Annotated in this window: 20 protein-coding genes; 14 read left to right on the top strand and 6 right to left on the bottom strand. The window is 68.1% G+C overall.

Annotated features, from left to right (window positions below):
- Together dprA and tldD are read right to left on the bottom strand one after the other, a co-directional pair.
- A partial coding sequence (gene dprA, locus FHD68_RS11600) for a DNA-processing protein DprA (protein ID WP_139085740.1) occupies positions 1 to 912 on the bottom strand: 912 nt, incomplete at its 3' end.
- 67 nt (positions 913 to 979) lie between these two features.
- Positions 980 to 2,401, bottom strand: a complete 1,422-nt coding sequence (gene tldD / locus FHD68_RS11595) for a metalloprotease TldD (protein ID WP_139085738.1) — start codon at positions 2,399 to 2,401, stop codon at positions 980 to 982.
- A 208-nt stretch (positions 2,402 to 2,609) separates the two neighbouring features.
- On the opposite strand from tldD, the gene coxB reads away from it, so the two are divergent.
- The 10 genes from coxB (at position 2,610) to FHD68_RS11545 (ending at position 11,549) form a co-directional block, all read left to right on the top strand.
- Complete coding sequence (coxB, locus tag FHD68_RS11590) at positions 2,610 to 3,515, top strand: cytochrome c oxidase subunit II (RefSeq protein ID WP_084693889.1); 906 nt, start codon at positions 2,610 to 2,612, stop codon at positions 3,513 to 3,515.
- A 68-nt stretch (positions 3,516 to 3,583) separates the two neighbouring features.
- A complete protein-coding gene (gene cyoE, locus FHD68_RS11585) occupies positions 3,584 to 4,501 on the top strand; it encodes a heme o synthase (protein WP_046001386.1) in 918 nt (305 codons plus the stop codon).
- On the top strand, positions 4,501 to 4,731 hold the full coding sequence (locus tag FHD68_RS11580; protein WP_046001387.1) for a hypothetical protein: 231 nt from the start codon (positions 4,501 to 4,503) through the stop codon (positions 4,729 to 4,731). The genes cyoE and FHD68_RS11580 overlap by 1 nt, the downstream gene beginning before the upstream one ends.
- Positions 4,728 to 5,300, top strand: a complete 573-nt coding sequence (locus FHD68_RS11575) for a cytochrome c oxidase assembly protein (protein ID WP_127899096.1) — start codon at positions 4,728 to 4,730, stop codon at positions 5,298 to 5,300. Before FHD68_RS11580 ends, FHD68_RS11575 begins: the two co-directional genes overlap by 4 nt.
- Positions 5,301 to 5,334: 34 nt before the next feature.
- A complete protein-coding gene (locus FHD68_RS11570; RefSeq protein ID WP_045982855.1) occupies positions 5,335 to 6,162 on the top strand; it encodes a cytochrome c oxidase subunit 3 in 828 nt (275 codons plus the stop codon).
- Positions 6,163 to 6,241: 79 nt separating this feature from the next.
- On the top strand, positions 6,242 to 6,913 hold the full coding sequence (locus tag FHD68_RS11565; RefSeq protein WP_127899095.1) for an SURF1 family protein: 672 nt from the start codon (positions 6,242 to 6,244) through the stop codon (positions 6,911 to 6,913).
- Between the two features lie 10 nt (positions 6,914 to 6,923).
- Positions 6,924 to 8,300: a threonine synthase gene (thrC, locus tag FHD68_RS11560; RefSeq protein ID WP_127899094.1), complete on the top strand. Its 1,377-nt coding sequence runs from the start codon at positions 6,924 to 6,926 to the stop codon at positions 8,298 to 8,300.
- Entirely contained in the window at positions 8,297 to 9,571 is a 1,275-nt protein-coding gene (locus tag FHD68_RS11555) for a M16 family metallopeptidase (protein WP_280115171.1), read from the top strand. Before thrC ends, FHD68_RS11555 begins: the two co-directional genes overlap by 4 nt.
- Positions 9,571 to 10,152 (top strand): GNAT family N-acetyltransferase, encoded by a 582-nt coding sequence (locus tag FHD68_RS11550; protein ID WP_127899420.1) that lies wholly within the window; start codon positions 9,571 to 9,573, stop codon positions 10,150 to 10,152. The genes FHD68_RS11555 and FHD68_RS11550 overlap by 1 nt, the downstream gene beginning before the upstream one ends.
- The gene (locus FHD68_RS11545) at positions 10,152 to 11,549 is read left to right on the top strand and encodes an FAD-binding oxidoreductase (protein WP_127899093.1); all 1,398 of its coding nucleotides are present in this window, start codon (positions 10,152 to 10,154) and stop codon (positions 11,547 to 11,549) included. Before FHD68_RS11550 ends, FHD68_RS11545 begins: the two co-directional genes overlap by 1 nt.
- On the opposite strand, the gene FHD68_RS11540 is transcribed toward FHD68_RS11545, so the two are convergent.
- Positions 11,546 to 12,079: an adenine phosphoribosyltransferase gene (locus FHD68_RS11540; protein ID WP_127899092.1), complete on the bottom strand. Its 534-nt coding sequence runs from the start codon at positions 12,077 to 12,079 to the stop codon at positions 11,546 to 11,548. The genes FHD68_RS11545 and FHD68_RS11540 overlap by 4 nt on opposite strands.
- Entirely contained in the window at positions 12,076 to 12,678 is a 603-nt protein-coding gene (locus tag FHD68_RS11535) for a flavin reductase family protein (protein WP_045982860.1), read from the bottom strand. Before FHD68_RS11535 ends, FHD68_RS11540 begins: the two co-directional genes overlap by 4 nt.
- Before the next feature lie 112 nt (positions 12,679 to 12,790).
- Here FHD68_RS11535 and FHD68_RS11530 point away from each other — a divergent pair, with 112 nt between their 5' ends.
- Positions 12,791 to 13,387 carry a GNAT family N-acetyltransferase gene (locus tag FHD68_RS11530; protein WP_127899091.1) on the top strand — a complete coding sequence of 199 codons (597 nt, stop codon included), beginning with the start codon at positions 12,791 to 12,793 and terminating at the stop codon, positions 13,385 to 13,387.
- The gene (locus FHD68_RS11525) at positions 13,347 to 14,138 is read left to right on the top strand and encodes an EcsC family protein (protein WP_127899090.1); all 792 of its coding nucleotides are present in this window, start codon (positions 13,347 to 13,349) and stop codon (positions 14,136 to 14,138) included. Before FHD68_RS11530 ends, FHD68_RS11525 begins: the two co-directional genes overlap by 41 nt.
- Positions 14,139 to 14,186: 48 nt before the next feature.
- Here the strand turns inward: FHD68_RS11525 and FHD68_RS11520 are convergent, their stop codons facing one another.
- Positions 14,187 to 15,719 (bottom strand): ATP-dependent DNA helicase, encoded by a 1,533-nt coding sequence (locus FHD68_RS11520; protein ID WP_127899089.1) that lies wholly within the window; start codon positions 15,717 to 15,719, stop codon positions 14,187 to 14,189.
- A 98-nt stretch (positions 15,720 to 15,817) separates the two neighbouring features.
- Here FHD68_RS11520 and FHD68_RS11515 point away from each other — a divergent pair, with 98 nt between their 5' ends.
- A complete protein-coding gene (locus FHD68_RS11515) occupies positions 15,818 to 16,024 on the top strand; it encodes a hypothetical protein (protein ID WP_139085736.1) in 207 nt (68 codons plus the stop codon).
- A 67-nt stretch (positions 16,025 to 16,091) separates the two neighbouring features.
- Here the strand turns inward: FHD68_RS11515 and ccrA are convergent, their stop codons facing one another.
- Positions 16,092 to 17,381, bottom strand: coding sequence for a crotonyl-CoA carboxylase/reductase (gene ccrA / locus FHD68_RS11510; protein WP_046001395.1), 1,290 nt, complete (start codon positions 17,379 to 17,381; stop codon positions 16,092 to 16,094).
- Between the two features lie 208 nt (positions 17,382 to 17,589).
- Here ccrA and FHD68_RS11505 point away from each other — a divergent pair.
- Positions 17,590 to 18,932, top strand: a 1,343-nt coding sequence (locus tag FHD68_RS11505) for a methylmalonyl-CoA mutase family protein (protein WP_139085742.1), incomplete at its 3' end; no start/stop codon positions are given.

The following is an 18,932-nucleotide window of genomic DNA, read 5'->3' as shown; positions in this document are numbered from 1 at the left end:
GACGGGCGCGGGCAGGGGCCGGGTCTGCGCCAGCGCGTCGGCCACGTCCGCGGCGCTGCGCACCAGCGTCGCCCCGTCGCGGATCAGCGCGTTGCAGCCCGCCGCCCGTGCATCCATCGGATGTCCGGGCACGGCCATGACCTCTCGTCCCTGGTCCAGCGCGTTCCGGGCGGTGATCAGGGTGCCAGACCGTTGCGCGGCCTCGATCACCACGACGCCCTGTGACAGGCCTGACACGATGCGGTTGCGGGTCGGGAAATGCCGCGCCGCCGGTTCCGTGCCGGGCGGCTGTTCGGACACCAGCACGCCGCATTCCGCGATCCGCGCGGCCAGATCGGCATTTTCAGCCGGATAGATGACGTCGACGCCCCCGGCCATCACGGCGATGGTCCCGGTGGGCAGGGCCGCGGCATGGGCGGCGGTATCGACGCCGCGCGCCAGCCCGGCGGCCACGGTGAACCCGGCCTCTCCCAGCCCGGCGGCCATGCCGCGCGCCATGCGCAGCCCCAGGGACGATGCGTTGCGCGCCCCGATCACCGCCATCACGTCGCGCGACAGCCAGGCCGGGTCGCCCCGGACCCACAGGATCGCGGGGGCGCCGTCGATCTGGCGCAGGCTGTCGGGATAATCGGCGCTGTCATGGCGGACCAGCCGCGCCCCCGCCCGCCGACCGGCGGCCAGTTCAGCCGCGGCGACGCCTTCGGGGCAGACGGCATAGTCGGCGATGCCGGACTGGGCCGCGATCCCGGGCAGCGCCTCCAGCGCGGCGCGGGCGCTGCCATGTTCGGCGATCAGGCGGTGGAACGTGGTGGGGCCCACGCGGCGCGACCGGATCAGCCGCAGCACGGACAGGTCGTCGTCGACGGCCGAGGCGGGCAGGCCGAAACGGGCAGGGGCAAGGCCGATGGTCATGGGGCACCTTCTGCAGGACGGCCCCAGGATAGCCCCGTGGTGGTTAACAATCGGTTAGCGCGCGCCCTCAGGCGGCCGAGCCGCCGACCGTCAGGCCGCCGATCATCAGCGTGGGCTGGCCCACGCCGACGGGCACCCATTGCCCCTGCTTGCCGCAATTGCCGATGCCGGGGTCCAGCGCCATGTCGTTTCCGATGGCGCGCACCTGCTGCAGCGCGGTCGCCCCATCGCCGATCAGCGTCGCGCCGCGAATCGGGTCGCCGACGACACCGTTCCTGACGCGATAGGCCTCGGTGCAGCTGAAGACGAACATGCCGTTGGTGATGTCCACCTGGCCGCCGCCGAAACCCACCGCATAGATGCCGTCGCGCAGGTCGGCCAGGATCGCCGCGGGATCCGCGTCGCCGCCCGGCATGAAGGTGTTGGTCATCCGCGGCATCGGGACATTCGCGAAGCTTTCGCGCCGGCCGTTGCCGGTGGGCGCCACGCCCATCAGCCGCGCGTTCTGGCGGTCCTGCATGTATCCGGTCAGGATGCCGTCCTCGATCAGCACGTTGCGGGCGGGCGGAGTGCCCTCGTCGTCGATGTTGATGCTGCCGCGGCGGCCCGCGATGGTGCCGTCATCGACCACGGTCACGCCGGGGGCCGCGACGCGCTGGCCCATCAGGCCCGCAAAGGCGGAGGCCTTCTTGCGGTTGAAATCACCCTCCAGCCCGTGGCCCACGGCCTCGTGCAGCAGGATGCCGGGCCAGCCCGGCCCCAGCACGACGTCCATCACCCCCGCCGGCGCGGGGACCGACCGCAGGTTGACCAGGGCGATGCGCAGCGCCTCGTGGACCAGTCCCTGCCAATGGTCGGGGGCCATCAGCTGTTCCAGCCCGTGACGTCCGCCGCCGCCCGCGCTGCCGCTTTCGCGGCGATCGTTGTTCTCGACGATCACCGCGACGTTCAGGCGCGCCATGGGGCGGATGTCGGTGGCAAGTCCGCCCTCGGGGCGCAGGATGGCGATCTCCTGCAGGCTGCTGCCCATGGAGATGGTCACCTGCACCACCCGCGGGTCCAGCGCGCGGGCAAAGGCGTCGATCTCGCGCAGCAGCGCGATGCGGCGGGCGGTCGAGATGCCCTCGGCCGGGTCGATCGCAGGATAGAGGTTCACCGGCTCCATCGCGGGGCGCATCGCAGCCGTTCCGCCGCCGCGGCCCACGGCCAGGCGCGCGGTCTCGGCCGCGCGGCGCAGCGCGGCCTCGGAGATGTCGGTCGAATGGGCATAGCCCGTGACCTCGCCCAGCACTGCGCGCAGGCCGAAGCCACGCCCGGCCATGAAGCTGGAATTGCGCAGCCGGCCATCGTCGAAGACCAGCGATTCCTGCTGGCTGCGTTCCAGGAACAGCTCTCCGTCATCGGCGCCGGCCACCGCATCGCGCAGGATCCGCAGCGCGCCGTCCCGGTCCAGATCGGTCGAGAACGGGTCGAAGGACGGGCGGGTCATGGCGGATCTCCTGGCGGTTGGCGGGCGGGGACGGGCCTTTGGACGGGCGCGGCAGGGGGTCGCGTTTCCTTCGGGCGGGGAAATGCTGTAGGTATGTCTTGCCCGTAAGGGCGAGATATGGTCATAGAACGGTCACTGTGAAAGGAAAAGGGGCAGCCTCCCGGCAGCCCCTGCGGTCATTGGGGCCGGGCCACTGCAACGGGATGGAATGATGGCAAAAGCGATGATGGGCCGTGCATTCGCGGCAGCGACAGGGTTCGCGACGGCGGGCATGTTGGCCGGGACTGCGATGGCACAGGACGTGCTGGGCGATCTGCCCACGATCGGCAAGCCGGTCGCAAGGGGCATGGGCTTTCAGCCGGCGTCCACGGAACTGGCGCGCGATCAGCAATGGCTGGACCATTTCGTGCTGATCATCATCACGGTCGTGACGGTCTTCGTCTGCCTGCTGCTGCTGTTCGTGATCTTCCGGTTCAACGCCAAAGCGAACCCGGTGCCCGCGAAATACACCCACAACACCCCGCTGGAGATCGGCTGGACCCTGGTCCCGGTGCTGATCCTGGTGGCCATCGGCGCCTTCTCCCTGCCGATCCTGTTCCGCAGCCAGGAGATGCCGGAAAATCCCGATGTCGTGATCAAGGCCACCGGCCACCAGTGGTACTGGTCCTATGAATATCCCGACAACGGCATCGCATTCGATTCGCTGATGCTGCCCGAGGAGGAGCTGGCCGAGAACGGCTATGCCCCCGACGAATACCTGCTGGCGACCGATACCACGGTAGTCGTGCCCGTCGGCCAGACCGTGCTGCTGCAGGTGACCGCCAGCGACGTGATCCATTCCTGGACCATCCCGGCCTTTGCTGTGAAGCAGGACGCCGTTCCGGGCCGCATCGCCCAGGCCTGGTTCAACGTCGAGCAGGAAGGCACCTATTTCGGCCAGTGCAGCGAGCTGTGCGGCATCAACCACGCCTACATGCCGATCGTCGTCAAGGCCGTCAGCCCCGAAGTCTATGCGGCTTGGGTCGCCGAGCAGGGCGGCACCATGGGCGACGAACCCGCACCGACCGCCAGCCTGGACGGGGCGGCCAAGGTCGACCTGGCCCGCGCCGACTGAGGTCGGACCCACCCAGGCCCGTGGCGGCATCCTGCCGGCACGGCCAAGGAACAAAGATTGCAGGCGCGATGACCGATATCAACGCATATGACGCCGCCCCCGAGGGCGAGTTCCGCGATTACGTCGCGCTGCTGAAGCCGCGTGTGATGTCGCTGGTCGTGTTCACCGCCTTTGTCGGTCTGTTCGTCGCCCCCGTCGACGTGCATCCCTTCATTGCCTTCTGCTCGGTGCTGTTCATCGCCTTGGGCGGCGGCGCCTCGGGCGCGCTGAACATGTGGTACGACCGCGACATCGACGCGATCATGAATCGTACCCAAAGCCGCCCCATCCCGTCGGGCCGGGTCGAGCACAGCGCGGCCCTGGGCCTGGGGCTGGTCCTGTCGATCATCTCGGTCATGATGCTGGGCCTGGTGGCGAACTGGTTCGCGGCCGGGTTCCTGGCCTTCACCATCTTCTTCTATGCCGTCGTCTATACGGTCTGGCTGAAGCGCTGGACGCCCCAGAACATCGTCATCGGCGGCGCCGCGGGCGCCTTTCCCCCGATGATCGGATGGGCCTGCGCGACCGGCGGGATCAGCATCGAATCGCTTCTGATGTTCGCCCTGGTCTTCTTCTGGACGCCGCCCCATTTCTGGGCGCTGGCGCTGTTCATGAAGGAGGACTATCACAACGCGGGCGTCCCGATGCTGACCGTGACCCACGGTCGCCGCGCCGCGCGTCGCCACATCTTCGCCTATACGCTGGTCCTGGCGCCCTTCGCGCTGTGGCTGGGCGTGACCTCGGTCGGCGGGCCGCTCTACATGGCGGTCGCGGTCGTGCTGAACGCGGCCTTCATCCGCGGCGGCTGGCAGGTTCTGCGCCGCGACGAGGACGCCGCGATCGCCGACGGTTATCTGGTCGAACGGCGCGTCTTCAAGCTGTCGCTCTATTACCTGTTCCTGCATTTCCTGGCCCTGCTGGTGCAGAGCTGGATGGGAGGCTGGTGATGGCCCTGCGCACCGAACACGAGATCCACCGCCGCCGCCGGTCCCGCAACGTGGGGCTGGGCATCGTGCTGCTGGGCTTTGTCGCGCTGGTCTTTGGCCTGACCGTGGTCAAGGTCCAGGAGGGCGGCTTGGTCGAGGGTTTCGACCACCAGCCGCGCGTGTCGCTGACCCCGATGGAACCGCAGGCCCCGGCCCAGGGCCAGGCCCCCGTGCAGGAGGTGACCGAATGAAGCGTCTGAGCCCCGAGGGCCGCACCGTCGCGATGCTGCTGGGCGTCGTCGTCACGATGGGCGCGCTGGCCTGGGCCGCCGTGCCCTTCTATGACTGGTTCTGCCGGGTGACCGGGTTCGGCGGCACCACGCAGGTGTCCGAGACCGCATCGGACCAGATCCTGGACGAGGTCGTGCGCGTCCGGTTCGACGCCAACACCGATTCCAACCTGGAATGGACCTTCCGCCCGATGCAGGCCCGCATGGACCTGAAGATCGGCGAAAGCGGTCTGGCCTTCTACGAGGCCGTGAACGATTCCGACGTGCCGCTGACCGGAACGGCCAGCTACAACGTCGCCCCCGAGGTCTCGGGCTATTACTTCATCAAGGTCGAGTGCTTCTGCTTCACCGAGCAGACGCTGCAGCCGGGTGAACGGGTCGAGATGCCGGTCAGCTTCTACGTGGACCCCGAGCTGGTGGACGACCGCGACGCCGGTCATGTCCGCGACATCACGCTGTCCTATACCTTCCATCGGACCGAGCCGCGCAGCGCTGCGCTTGACAGCGGCGCGGCCGACACCATCAACTAAGACGAATACACGAGGGAGCCGACGGGGATCCGACATGGCGCACGCAAAGAACCACGACTATCACATCCTACCGGCCTCGGTCTGGCCGTTCCTGACCGCGATCGCGGTCTTCGTCATGCTGTTCGGCGCCGTGGCCTGGATGTCCGGAGAGGTGACCGTCATGGGCGTGCCGGTGACCGGCCCCTGGATGTTCGCGATCGGCCTGGTCGGCACCTTCTACGTGGCCTTCGCCTGGTGGGCCGACATGGTGCGCGAGGCCGAGCAGGGCGACCACACTCCGGTGGTCCGCATCGGCCTGCAGTACGGCTTCATCCTGTTCGTGATGTCCGAGGCGATGCTGTTCGTGTCGCTGTTCTGGAACTTCATCAAGCACGCGATGTACCCGATGGGCGAGAACAGCCCCATCACCGACGGCGTCTGGCCGCCGCAGGGCATCGAGACCTTCGACCCCTGGCACCTGCCGTTCATCAACACGCTGATCCTGCTTCTGTCGGGCGTGGCCGTGACTTGGGCGCACCATGCCTGGGCGCATGAGGGTGACCGCCGCACCACCATCAACGGCCTGGCGATCGCCGTGGTCCTGGGCCTGGTCTTCACCGGCCTGCAGGCCTACGAATACAGCCACGCGGCCTTTGGTCTGGCCGACACGGCCTATGCGGCGGCCTTCTACATCGCGACGGGTTTCCACGGCCTGCACGTGATCATCGGGACGATCTTCCTGGCCGTCTGCCTGCTGCGCTTCCAGAAGGGCCAGATGACCAAGGACCAGCATCTGGGGTTCGAGGCCGCCGCCTGGTACTGGCACTTCGTCGACGTGATCTGGCTGGTGCTGTTCGCCGTCATCTATGTCTGGGGCAGCTGATCCCCGACGGTGACCGTTCAAGGCGCGCGGGGCGATCGTCCCGCGCGTTTTTCGTTGTCCTTGCCCCCCGGAGCGCCCCATGCGCCGCTATCTGTTTCCCGTAATCCTCGGCGTCGTCGGCTGTGCCGTCCTGATCTATCTGGGGCTGTGGCAGCTGGACCGCCGCGCCTGGAAGGAGGACATGCTGGCAGACATCACCGCGGGCATTCAGGCCGATCCCGTGCCCTTGCCGGACGCGATCGACCCGTCGATGAAATACCTGCCGGTGACGGTCAGCGGCACCACCACCGGGGCCGAGATCGACGTGCTGTCCCACACCCGCGAACAGGGCGCCGGCTATCAGATCGTGTCGCGCTTCGTCACCGATGACGGCCGCGCGATCCTGCTGGACCGGGGCTTCGTCCCGCAGGAGGCGCGGCGCATCGACCGGCCCCCCGTCCGCCTGCAGGTGACGGGAAACCTGCACTGGCCGCAGGATGCCAGCAGTTCTACCCCGGCGCCGAACATGGACGAGAACATCTGGTTCGCCCGCGACGTGGACGCGATGGCCCTGACGCTGGACACGCTGCCCGTGCTGGTCGTGGCCAGCGCCGTCGAGGGCGACAACCAGGGCGCCCGTCCCCTGCCGGTGGCCATCGAGGGGATTCCCAACAACCACCTGTCCTATGCGGTGCAGTGGTTCCTAATCGCGGCCACTTGGGCGGTGATGACACTGGCGCTGATCTGGCGTATCAGGCAGCGCAGCTACTGAAGGATTTCCGATGCGTTACGTCTCGACGCGGGGCCAGGCCCCGGTGCTGAATTTCGAACAGGCCATGCTGTCGGGGCTGGCGCGCGACGGGGGCCTGTACCTGCCAGAGACGATCCTGGCCTTCGCGGGGTTGGAGCAGCTGGACGGCCTGTCATACGAGGAGGTGGCCTTCCGCGTGGTGCGCCCCTTCACCGGCGACAGCTTCAGCGATGACGAACTGCGCGGCGCCATCGACCGCGCCTATGCGCGCATCAGCCACGATGCCCGCGCGCCGCTGGTCCAGCTGGCCCCCGGCCATCACCTGCTGGAGCTGTTCCACGGGCCCACGCTGGCCTTCAAGGATTTCGCGATGCAATTGATCGCGCAGCTGTTCCAGATCGCCCTGACGCGGTCGGGCCAGCGGATCACCATCGTGGGCGCCACCTCCGGCGACACCGGATCGGCCGCCATCGAGGCCTTCCGCGGCATCGACAACGTGGACGTGTTCATCATGTATCCGCATGGCCGCGTGTCCGAGGTCCAGCGCCGCCAGATGACCACGCCCCCCGCCGCCAACGTCCATGCGCTGGCCGTGACCGGGCATTTCGACGACTGCCAGGCGCGGCTCAAGGACCTGTTCAACGACCATGCCTTCCGCGACGGGGTGGGGCTTGCGGGCGTGAACAGCATCAACTGGGCCCGCGTCGTGGCGCAGATCGTCTATTACTTCACCGCAACCGCGTCGCTTGGCATGCGGCCCACCGATTTCTGCGTGCCGACGGGCAATTTCGGCGACATCTTCGCGGGCTCCATCGCGCGCCGGATGGGCCTGCCGATCCGCCGTCTGATCGTCGCCACGAACCAGAACGACATCCTGCACCGCGCGCTGACCAGCGGCGAATACCGCATGGGCGCGGTCGAGCCCTCGATCAGCCCGTCGATGGACATCCAGGTCAGCTCGAACTTCGAACGCGCGCTGTATCTGGCCTACGGCCAGGACGCGGGCGCGATCCGGCAGCTGATGGAGGAGCTGAAACAGGGCGGCTTCGCGATCAGCCAGGGCGCGCTGGAGGCCCTGCGCGAGCAATACGCCTCGGGCCGCGTCTCCGAGGAGGAGACGCTGGACACGATCCGCGCCATGCGCGAGCGCACCGGAGAGATCCTGTGCCCGCACAGCGCCGTGGGCGTCGCCGTGGCCGAGCGCCATCTGGAGCCCGGCGTGCCGATGGTCACGCTTGCCACCGCCCATCCGGCCAAGTTCCCCGACGCGGTGGAACGCGCCATCGGCCACCGCCCCGGCCTGCCGCCGCATATGGCGGACCTGTTCGACCTGCCCGAGCGCCTGACCCGGGTTGAAAACGACGTGGACGCGCTTAAGTCCCTGATCCTTGAACGGAGGACCGCGTGAGCCAAGACCCCACCCCGCGCCTGACAACGCTGCCCAACGGGCTACGCATCGTGACCCGGCAGATGCCCGGCCTGCATTCGGCGGCCCTGGGCATCTGGGTCAGCGCGGGCGGGCGCAATGAACGCGCCGACCAGAACGGCATCGCGCATTTCCTGGAGCACATGGCCTTCAAGGGCACCGCAACCCGCAGCGCGCTGCAGATCGCCGAGGCGATCGAGGATGTGGGCGGCTATATCAACGCCTATACCTCGCGCGATGCGACGGCCTATTACGTCCGCGTGCTGGAGGATGACGTCGATCTGGCCTTCGACGTGATCAGCGATATCGTCCTGAGCCCCGTCTTCGACGAACGCGAGATCGAGGTCGAGCGCGGCGTGATCCTGCAGGAGATCGGGCAGTCGCTGGACACGCCCGACGACATCATCTTCGACTGGCTTCAGGAGGCCGCCTATCCGGACCAGCCGATGGGCCGCACCATCCTGGGCCCCGCTGAACGCGTCAGCAGCTTTGGCCGCGCCGATCTGGCCGGTTTCGTGACCGAGAATTACGGCCCCGGCCAGATGGTCGTGGCCGCCGCGGGATCGGTCGATCACGACCGCATCGTGCGGTTGGCCGAAAAGGTGCTGGGCCATATCGTGCCGCGTCCTCAGGGTCCGCGCGAACAGGCCCGCTGGCAGGGGCTGGAGAGCCGGACCGTCAAGCCGCTGGAGCAGGCGCATTTCGCGCTGGCGCTAGAGGGGCCGGGTTACCTGGCGCCCGATTTCTATGCCGCCCAGATCTTCTCCTCGGCGCTTGGCGGGGGGATGTCGTCGCGGCTGTTCCAGAAGATCCGCGAGGAGCGCGGGCTGTGCTATACGATCTTCGCGCAGTCGGGTTTTCATGACGACACGGGCATGCTGACCATTTATGCCGGTACCGGCGCCGAGGATCTGGGCGATCTGGCGACCCTGACCATCGACGAGGTCCGTCGTGCGGCCGACGACATGTCCGAGGCCGAGATCGCCCGCGCCAAGGCGCAGCTGCGGGCGGGACTGTTGATGGGGCTGGAAAGCCCGTCGGGCCAGGCCGAACGCATGGCGCGCAGCCTGGCGATCTGGGGCCGCGTCCCGGACCCGGCCGAGGTTGCCGAACGCATCGTCGCGGTCACCGCCGCGGACGTGCGCGCGCATGCCGAGGCGCTGCTGGCCAATGCCCGCCCGGCGCTGGCGCTTTATGGTCCGGTGGACGGTGCGCCGTCGCGCGAGGCCCTGGCTGAACGGCTGGCCGCATGATCCTGGCGCGGCGCCGTGCCTTTCGGCTGGATACCGAACGCATCGCGCTGCGCCTGCCATTGCATTCCGATTTCAGCGCGTGGCGGACGCTGCGCAATGACAGCCGCGCCTTTCTGACCCCGTGGGAGCCGGTCTGGTCCCCTGACCATCTGTCACGCAAGAGCTTCACCAACCGCGTCTATTGGGCGGCCCGTTCGGCGCGGGCGGGCACGGCCTTTCCGCTGTTCCTGGTCCATCGCGACGGCACGTTGCTGGGCGCGATCACGCTGGACAACATCCGCCGCGGCCCCGCGCAATCGGGCACCATCGGATACTGGATCGGGCAGGAGCATGCCCGACATGGCTATATGCGCGAGGCGATCGGGGCGCTGGTGCATCACGCCTTCACCGCGCTGGACCTGAGCCGAATCGAGGCCGCCTGCCTGCCCGAGAATGCCGCATCGCGGGGCGTGCTGGAACGGTCGGGCTTCAAGTACGAGGGCGTGGCCCAGAGCTATCTGCAGATCGACGGTCGCTGGCGCAACCATGTGCTTTACGCCAACCTGCGCAGTGACCGGCGCGGAAAGACCGAGGTGCGCTGATGCTGATCCCCGCCGACAAGACCCTGGCCGCGGCCCTGCCCGCGGGCGTGCTGCGCGACCCGTCCCCCGCCTATACCGAGGAACCGCGGGGCCGGTATCACGGGCAGGCGGGCCTGGTCGCGGCGCCCCGCGACACGCAGGAATGCGCCGCGATCATCCGCGCCTGTGCAGAGGCGCGCGTCCCGGTGGTGCCGCGCGGTGGGGGCACCGGGCTGGTCGGGGGGCAGGTGATGACGGACGGTCCCGCGCCCCTAATCCTGTCGATGGAGCGGATGACAGCGATTCGCGACACCTTTGCCGAGGAAGGGGTGATGATCGCCGAATCGGGCGTGACGCTGCAGGCGGCGCGGCAGGCGGCGGCGGGTGTGGGACGGCAGTTCCCGCTGTCGCTGGCCTCGCAGGGCTCAGCCCAGATCGGTGGCGTGCTGTCGACCAATGCGGGGGGCGTGAACGTTTTGCGATACGGCAATGCCCGCGCGCTGTGCCTGGGTCTGGAGGCGGTGCTTCCCGACGGGTCGGTGATGCACGACCTGAAGCGCCTGCGGAAGGACAACACTGGATACGACCTGCGCGACCTGCTGATCGGGGCCGAGGGGACGTTGGGCATCATCACCGCCGCGTCGCTGGTCCTGGCGCCGGTGCCTGCAGAGACCGGGGTCGCGATGCTGATCGTGGACAGCCCCGCCGCCGCCCTGTCGCTGCTGTCACTGGCGCAGGCCCGCATGGCGGGCGGCGTCACGGCCTTCGAACTGATCTCGGGCCAGAGCCTGCATTTCCTGGACGCGGCCTTTCCTGACATGCGCCAGCCGTTCGACACGCGGCCCGACTGGCTGGTTCTGATCGAGGTCGGCCTGCCCGCGGGCCTGTCGGCCGACGCGGCGCTGGAGGGGCTGTTCACCGCGGGGACCGAGGCCGGTCTGGTCCATGACGGCGTCATCGCGCAATCGGGCCAGCAGGGCGCGGACCTGTGGGCGCTGCGCGAGCATATCCCGCTGGCCAACCGGCACATCGGCGCGATCGCCAGCCATGACATCAGCCTGCCTCTGTCCGAGGTCGCCCGCTTCATCGACGATGCCAGGGCCTGGCTGGCGGGGCAGGGGGACATGCGCGTCAACTGCTTCGGCCATCTGGGCGACGGCAACCTGCATTACAACCTGTTCCCGGCGGCGGGCCGAACCCACGACGACTACGAAACCATCCGCCGCGACCTTTCGCGCAGGCTGCACGAAATGGTCGTGGCGCGTGGCGGGTCGTTCTCGGCCGAACATGGCGTGGGGCGGCTCAAGGCCGCCGATCTGGCGCGGTGGGGCGATCCGGCGCGGCTGGCGGCGATGCGGGCGATCAAGGGGGCGCTGGACCCCCTTGGCATCATGAACCCCGGCGCGGTGCTGGCCTAGGCGCCTTCGAAGTCGCAGAGCGCGTGGACCGGCATGTCCATGCCCTCCAGCACGCGGCGCCCGCCCAGTTCGGGCAGGTCGATCACGAAGGCGCAGCCGATGACCTCGGCGCCAAGGCGGCGGCACAGCGTGATCGCCGCCGCCGCCGTGCCGCCGGTGGCCAGCAGGTCGTCCACGATCAGGACCTTTTCGCCGGGCTTCAGCGCGTCGTCATGAATCTCCATGATCGCCTCGCCATATTCCAGCTGATAGGCCTCGGAGATGACGGTGCCGGGCAGCTTGCCTTTCTTGCGGATCGGCACGAAGCCGGTCGACAGCTGATGCGCCACCGCGCCGCCCAGGATGAAGCCGCGCGCCTCAAGGCCCACGACCTTGTCGATGCGGGTCCCGGCATAGGCGTGCAGGATCTGGTCCACCGCCATGCGGAACCCGCGCGCATCCGCGAACAGCGTAGTCACGTCGCGGAAGATGATCCCCTCATGCGGGAAATCATGGATGGAGCGGACATAGTCCTTGACGGTGCGGCTCATGCAGGGCGGTCCATTTCGAAAAGATCGGTCACCGCGGCATAATCCTTGTATCCCAGACGCGCAATCCAGCCGCCCGCGGCACGCGGATCGAACCGCCCGTCCACGACGCAATCGTCGCGCATGTGGATGCCGGTCACCACGCCGAAAACGGCAAAGTTCGCCTGGCCGGCCAGCGGCACGATCTGGGTCATGCGGCATTCCAACGCCGCCGCGGCGCCCGCCACGCGCGGACAGTCGATGGTGGTGCAATCGGCGGCCTCGATCCCGGCGGCTGCGAATTCGCTGGCCCCCGCGGGCAGCGGGGCCGATGTCGCGTTGACCGCGTCGCGCAGATCGCCCGTGGCGATGTTCACGCAGAAAACGCCGGTCTCGATGATCTGGGCCACGCTGTCCTTGGTGCCGGGTCGGTCGCCCTTGGCACCGGTAGAGGCGAACATCACCTGCGGCGGGACATAGGCCACGGCGTTGAAGAAGGAGTAGGGCGCCAGGTTGTCGCCCTGCGACCCGCGGGTCGAGATCCAGCCGATCGGGCGGGGGGCGATGATCGCGTTGAAGGGATTGTGCGGCAGGCCGTGTCCGGCTTCGGGGCGATAGAACATGGGCGGCCTCCTTGTGGGTTCGGGCGCCAACCTGCCCCGCTTTTTCGCGCGACGCAATGTTTCGCCCGCCTTGCACCCGTGCTAAACGCCCGCCCGACAGCAAGGAGGCGCGATGTACGAGATCTGCCCCGAGACGCCCGCCGACGAACCCGAGGTCGAGGGCCTGTACGATTTGTGCTTTGCGCCGGGTCGCACCGCGCTGTCGTCCTATCGCCTGCGCGACGGGGTGCCGCGGGTGGCCGAACTGTGCCTTGTGCTGCGCGATGCGGGCGGCACGCTGATGGCCGCGATCCGGTTCTGGCCGGTGCGCGTGGACGACCGGCCAGTGCTGCTGCTGGGGCCCATCGCCGTGCACCCCACCGCGCAGGGAGAGGGTCTGGGCGGGCTACTGATGCGCGACAGCCTGACGCGCGCGCGCCGGATGGGGTTCGACCGGGTCCTGCTGGTGGGCGACGCGCCCTATTACAGCCGTTTCGGCTTTCAGCGCCTTGACGATGTGGTGATGCCGCCGCCCACGAACCCCGACCGGGTGCTGGGGCTGGAACTTCGGCCGGATGCATGGGTTAACGTGGCAGGCCCCGTCCAGCAAGAGACCCGGCCCCCTGCAGACCCGCCCGCGCCGGACCCCACGGCTTGCACCCAGGTCGACCCTCCGAAAAGGCCCGCTGATGACAGAACCGAAACCCCTCGTCCTGCCCCCCATCACTGATTCGGCGCTGCACGCCCAGATCGATCGTCTGGCGTTGCGCTATCTGGAGGCCGGGGGTCTGGGCATGCAGATCATGTCCCGCATCGGCAACGGCGCCGAAGGGCTGATCGAACGCCTGCCGGGTTTCGTACGGTCGCGGCTGGAAAGCGTCACGCGGGCCGCGCTGACGCGGGCGTTTGGTGCCGCCAGCCAGTCGCGCAAGGTGGTGCGGGACCGGGGCGATTGGTTCAACCGCATGGCCTCGACCGTCAGCGGTGCGGCGGGCGGGGTCGGCGGTTTCGCGGGCGCGCTGGTCGAACTGCCGTTCACGGTCACGCTGCTGCTGCGCGCCATGCTGGACATCGCCGCCGAACACGGCCTTGATCCCGAAAGCGAAGAAGTGCGCCTGGAATGCCTGCGCATCTTCGCCGCCGCGGGTCCGATGGCCGATGACGATCAGACCGACCTGGGCATGCTGGCCGCGCGCTTGTCGGTGACCGGCCAGACGGTGCAGAGCATGGTCAGCAAGGTCGCCCCGCGCCTGTCCGTCTCGCTTGGGCAGAAGATGGCGGCGCAGGCGGCGCCGGTTTTCGGCGCGGTCGTCGGCGCGTCCATCAACTATACCTTTGCCCGCTACTACCAGGAACTGGCCCGCGTCCATTTCGGCGTCATGCGCCTGTCCCATGAAACCGGCATTCCGCAGGAGGCCCTGACCGAAGCGCTGCGCCTGTCCATCCAGCGCCAGACGCCCCCCGACCGATCATCGCGCTGACCGCGGGGGGGCCGGGGGGCGGCAGCCCCCCGGCGTCGCGGGACGCAATCACGCCTCCTCGGCGTCCAGTGCCAGGGGCGCTGACGGGGCCGCCAGATCGTCCGTCGTCAACGGCCCTGCGGGACGCGCCAGCCGTGCTTTGGTCACCCAGTACAGCCGCTCCTGCGCCCGGGTGATGGCGACATAGGTCAGCCGCTTCCACAGCTGGACTCCGGCCTCGGACCGGTTCGACCAGGCGGCGGCGCTGATGTCAGGGCCGAACACCTGCACCTCGGGCCACTGGCTGCCCTGCGCCTTGTGGATCGTGACCGCCGCCCCGTGCAGAAAGGCCGCGCCCATCCGCGCCGCAAAGGGGATGAAGGGTTCGTCCTCGTCCGGCATCTCGATCTTGACGATGCTGGCAGCCGACAGGCGCGGGTCCTCGGCCCCGATCACGTGCAGGCGCGAAAAGCCCGGCTTGCGGCCCGGCCCCAGATAGACGACCTGCGCTCCCTTGATCAGGCCGCGCGCCTCCAGATCGATCCGCTTCTTGCGATGCTTCAGCGGCAGCTCCAGCCCGTCGCAGATCAGCGGCTCTCCGGGCAGCAGCGCGTCCCCTGGCGCGCCGAAGGCCGTGCGGAAGGCATGGATCAGCCGGATGCGCGTCGCGTTGCGCCAGACCAGGACCGGGCTGCGCGCCATCAGGTCGCTTTCCACCCGCTCGGCCCAGACCACGCGGTCGTCCTTGCGCGCCGCATCGCGGATCATCTGCTCGAAATCGTCAAAGCCCAGCTGATCGTCGGCCAAAGCATGGGCCAGGTCCAGGATCGGGTTGTCGTCGGCCTGGCGGTGAATGCGGCTCAGCATCAGGCGCTGCGCCGGCGCCAGCTTGTCAAACACCATCTCTCCGGACTGGCCGACCGGGGCCAGCTGGGCAGGGTCGCCGAACAGGACCAGCACGGGAAAGATCTCGCGCAGGTCCTCGAACTGCTTCTCGTCCAGCATCGAGGCCTCGTCGATCAGCCCGACGTCCAGCCCCTCCTCGCGCCTGGTCCAGCCGCGGATGAAATCCGACCCGCGCAACCCGGCCGTGGCCAGCGCCCCGGGGATCGAGGCATGCTGGTCATAGAACGCCTTGGCCCGGTCCAGCGCCGTGTCCGACAGTTCCGCGATGACCGGGCGTTCGGCCGCCCCGGTCAGCCATTCGGCGATCTTCTCGTATTGCGGATCATAGACCGGGGTGTACAGGATCCGGTGGATCGTCGTGGCCGGCACGCCGCGCATGCGCAGAACGAACGCCGCCTTGTTCGTCGGCGCCAGGATGGCGACGCTGCGCCGGTCCTTGCGGCGCCGCCCTTCGTAATCTGGGCTGATCAGTTCGACCCCCGCCTCCAGCAGGGCCTTGGTGATCTGCGACAGCATCAGCGTCTTGCCCGATCCGGCCTTGCCGATGACCGCCATGACGCGACCTTTTCCCGACTGTGGCGGATGCAGTTCCTCTGCGATGATGTCGATGCCCGCCGCGCCGAAGGTTTCGGCCAGCGTATCCCAGGCATCGGCCTGATCGGGCGAAAGGGTCGGGGCGGGGACGGGACTGTTCATGCCAGACCCTTAGCCTGCCTTCGCGGCCAAGGCAAAGCGCCGCGCAACTTTTCCGCCCCGGGCACCGTGCCTGCGGGCACCCCAACAGGAGAGACGCGATGATCGAGCTGTTCTTCGTCACCTGCCTGCTCGCCGACCCACAGCGCTGCAGCGATCACAGCCTGCTGTTCGAGGAACGGAACGGCCTGTTCAGCTGCATGCTGCAGAGCCAGTCCGAGCTTGCGAAATGGGTGGCCACCCATCCGACCGAACAGGTTCGCGAATGGAAATGCCGCCGCGCCGGAGAGGGCGACCGCAAGGTCTGACCCCATGCACCGCCGCGCGGGGGGGGCCGAGGGGCGGCAGGCCCCCCGGCACGTCGCGGGACGCAGGTCAGCGCCGGCCGGCCTCCAGCGCATCCTCGAAGGTGCGCAGCCCGGTCCGCGGCGATTGGACCAGCACCGCCATGTTGCCCGGCTTGTGCTGGTTGCGCAGCATCATCATGTGCGCGGCCGGGATCTCGGCCCAGGGGAACACCTCGGACATGCAGGGGTCCAGGCGGCGTTCCAGCATCAGCTTGTTCGCGGCGCTGGCCTGCTTCAGATGCGCGAAATGCGATCCCTGGATGCGCTTCTGATGCATCCACAGGTACCGCACGTCGAAGGTGCAGTTGAACCCGGTCGTGCCTGCGCAGATCACCACCATCCCGCCCTTCTTGCAGACCAGCGTGCTGACCGGGAAAGTCGCCTCGCCGGGATGCTCAAAGACGATGTCGACATTGTTGCCCTTGCCGGTGATGTCCCAGATCGCCGCGCCGAACTTGCGCGCCTCGTTGAACCACTCCTTGTATTCCGGCGTGTTCACCGTGGGCAGCTGCCCCCAGCAGCGGAATTCCTTGCGGTTGATGACCCCTTTCGCGCCCAGCCCCATGACGAAGTCGCGCTTGTCCTCCTCGGAGATCACCCCGATGGCGTTGCCGCCCGCCGCGTTGATCAGCTGGATCGCATAGGAGCCGAGGCCCCCCGACGCGCCCCAGACCAGCACGTTCATGCCCGGCTTCAGCTCATGCGGCTCGTGCCCGAACAGCATCCGGTACGCCGTGGCCAGCGTCAGCGTATAGCAGGCCGATTCCTCCCAGGTCAGGTGGCGCGGCCGGGGCATCAGCTGCTGGGCCTGTACGCGGGTGAACTGGGCAAAGCTGCCGTCCGGCGTCTCGTATCCCCAGATCCGCTGCGTGGGCGAGAACATCGGATCGCCGCCGTTGCAATGCTCGTCGTCGCCGTCGTCCTGGTTGCAGTGGATGACGACCTCGTCACCGACCTTCCACCGCTTGACCTTGTCGCCCACCGCCCAGACGATCCCCGACGCATCCGATCCGGCGATGTGATAAGGCTGCTTGTGCACGTCGAACATGCTGATCGGCTTGCCCAGGCCCGCCCAGATCCCGTTATAGTTGACGCCCGCCGCCATCACCAGGACCAGCACCTCGTTGCTGTCGATGGCCGGGGTGTCCACGACCTCCAGCTGCATCGCCTGATCGGGCTCTCCCTGCCGTTCGCGGCGGATCGCCCAGGCATGCATGCGCGCAGGCACATGGCCCAGGGGGGGCATCTCGCCCACGGCGTACAGGTCTTTGACCGGGGCGTCGTAGGGCGCGATCGGGGTGGGTGCGTCGAGAGCCATCGTCTTTCTCCTGTCCTGTGCCGCAGTGCAGAATCACCGCGCCGATTTGCCCTGTCCTACGACATGAAAAGCAACAATGCAACTATCAGGCACCATTGTGCGCAACAATATGTCGGAATGATCAGAAACGCGCCGCGCTGCGGCGAATTGACGACGCAGCTTTGTGTCTGTATCGATACTCATGATAACATTTTCTTGCGAGGGCATGATGGCCGACAAGGACAAACCCTGGCTGTTCCGCACCTATGCGGGCCATTCCACGGCGGCGAAATCCAATGCGCTGTACCGGACGAACCTGTCGCGCGGACAGACCGGCCTGTCGGTGGCCTTCGACCTGCCCACGCAGACCGGTTACGACAGCGATCATATCCTGGCGCGCGGAGAGGTCGGCAAGGTCGGCGTCCCCGTCTGCCATCTGGGCGACATGCGCGCGCTGTTCGACCAGATCCCGCTGGAGCAGATGAACACCTCGATGACGATCAACGCGACCGCGCCGTGGCTTCTGTCGCTGTATATCGCCGTGGCCGAGGAGCAGGGGGCCGATGTCAGCCGCCTGCAAGGCACCGTCCAGAACGACCTGATCAAGGAATACCTGTCGCGCGGCACCTATATCTGTCCACCCGCGCCGTCGCTGGCGATGATCACCGACATCGCCGCCTACACGCGGCAGCACCTGCCGAAATGGAACCCGATGAACGTCTGCAGCTATCACCTGCAGGAGGCCGGGGCGACGCCGGAACAGGAGCTGGCCTATGCGCTGGCCACCGCCGTGGCCGTGCTGGACGATCTGCGGGACAAGGTGCCCGCCGACAGCTTTCCCGAGATGGTCGGGCGGATCAGCTTCTTCGTGAACGCGGGCATCCGCTTCGTCACCGAGCTGTGCAAGATGCGCGCCTTTACCGAGCTGTGGGACGAGATCACCCGCGACCGCTATGGCATCGCGGATGAGAAATATCGTCGGTTCCGCTATGGCGTGCAGGTCAACAGCCTTGGCCTGACCGAGCAGCAGCCCGAGAACAACGTCTATCGCATCCTGCTGGAGATGCTGGCTGTCACGCTGTCCAAGAACGCCCGTGCCCGTGCGGTGCAGCTGCCCGCCTGGAACGAGGCCCTGGGCCTGCCGCGGCCCTGGGATCAGCAATGGTCCCTGCGGATGCAGCAGATCCTGGCCTATGAGACCGACCTGCTGGAATATGGCGACCTGTTCGACGGCAATCCGGTGATCGCCGCCAAGGTCGAAACCCTCAAGCAGGGCGCTCGGGACGAATTGGCGCTGCTGGACCAGATGGGCGGCGCGATCGCGGCCATCGACTACATGAAGGCGCGGCTGGTCGAATCGAACGCGGCCCGCCTTGGCCGGATCGAGACGAACGAGACGGTCGTGGTCGGCGTCAACCGCTGGCAGCAGGCCGAGCCTTCGCCGCTGACGGCGGGCGATGGCGGCATCATGGTCGTCGACCCCGCGGTCGAGGCCGATCAGGTCGGCCGCCTGGCCGCCTGGCGCGCGGAACGCGACGCAAGCGCGGTCGAGGCGGCGCTGGCCGCGCTGCG

Origin of the sequence: Paracoccus marcusii (assembly GCF_006151785.1) — a bacterium.
In the GTDB taxonomy this organism is placed as follows: domain Bacteria; phylum Pseudomonadota; class Alphaproteobacteria; order Rhodobacterales; family Rhodobacteraceae; genus Paracoccus; species Paracoccus marcusii.
This window is presented reverse-complemented; position numbering and strand designations above follow the sequence as displayed.

Coding starts and splice junctions, on each gene's coding strand:
- FHD68_RS11545 (WP_127899093.1), top strand. CDS start 10,152: ATGCTGATCCCCGCCGACAAGACCCTGGCCGCGGCCCTGCCCGCGGGC.
- ccrA (WP_046001395.1), bottom strand. CDS start 17,381: ATGGCTCTCGACGCACCCACCCCGATCGCGCCCTACGACGCCCCGGTC.
- FHD68_RS11515 (WP_139085736.1), top strand. CDS start 15,818: ATGATCGAGCTGTTCTTCGTCACCTGCCTGCTCGCCGACCCACAGCGC.
- FHD68_RS11565 (WP_127899095.1), top strand. CDS start 6,242: ATGCGCCGCTATCTGTTTCCCGTAATCCTCGGCGTCGTCGGCTGTGCC.
- coxB (WP_084693889.1), top strand. CDS start 2,610: ATGATGGCAAAAGCGATGATGGGCCGTGCATTCGCGGCAGCGACAGGG.
- FHD68_RS11535 (WP_045982860.1), bottom strand. CDS start 12,678: ATGTTCTATCGCCCCGAAGCCGGACACGGCCTGCCGCACAATCCCTTC.
- tldD (WP_139085738.1), bottom strand. CDS start 2,401: ATGACCCGCCCGTCCTTCGACCCGTTCTCGACCGATCTGGACCGGGAC.
- cyoE (WP_046001386.1), top strand. CDS start 3,584: ATGACCGATATCAACGCATATGACGCCGCCCCCGAGGGCGAGTTCCGC.
- FHD68_RS11570 (WP_045982855.1), top strand. CDS start 5,335: ATGGCGCACGCAAAGAACCACGACTATCACATCCTACCGGCCTCGGTC.
- FHD68_RS11530 (WP_127899091.1), top strand. CDS start 12,791: ATGTACGAGATCTGCCCCGAGACGCCCGCCGACGAACCCGAGGTCGAG.
- FHD68_RS11540 (WP_127899092.1), bottom strand. CDS start 12,079: ATGAGCCGCACCGTCAAGGACTATGTCCGCTCCATCCATGATTTCCCG.
- FHD68_RS11520 (WP_127899089.1), bottom strand. CDS start 15,719: ATGAACAGTCCCGTCCCCGCCCCGACCCTTTCGCCCGATCAGGCCGAT.
- FHD68_RS11525 (WP_127899090.1), top strand. CDS start 13,347: ATGACAGAACCGAAACCCCTCGTCCTGCCCCCCATCACTGATTCGGCG.
- thrC (WP_127899094.1), top strand. CDS start 6,924: ATGCGTTACGTCTCGACGCGGGGCCAGGCCCCGGTGCTGAATTTCGAA.
- FHD68_RS11580 (WP_046001387.1), top strand. CDS start 4,501: ATGGCCCTGCGCACCGAACACGAGATCCACCGCCGCCGCCGGTCCCGC.
- FHD68_RS11575 (WP_127899096.1), top strand. CDS start 4,728: ATGAAGCGTCTGAGCCCCGAGGGCCGCACCGTCGCGATGCTGCTGGGC.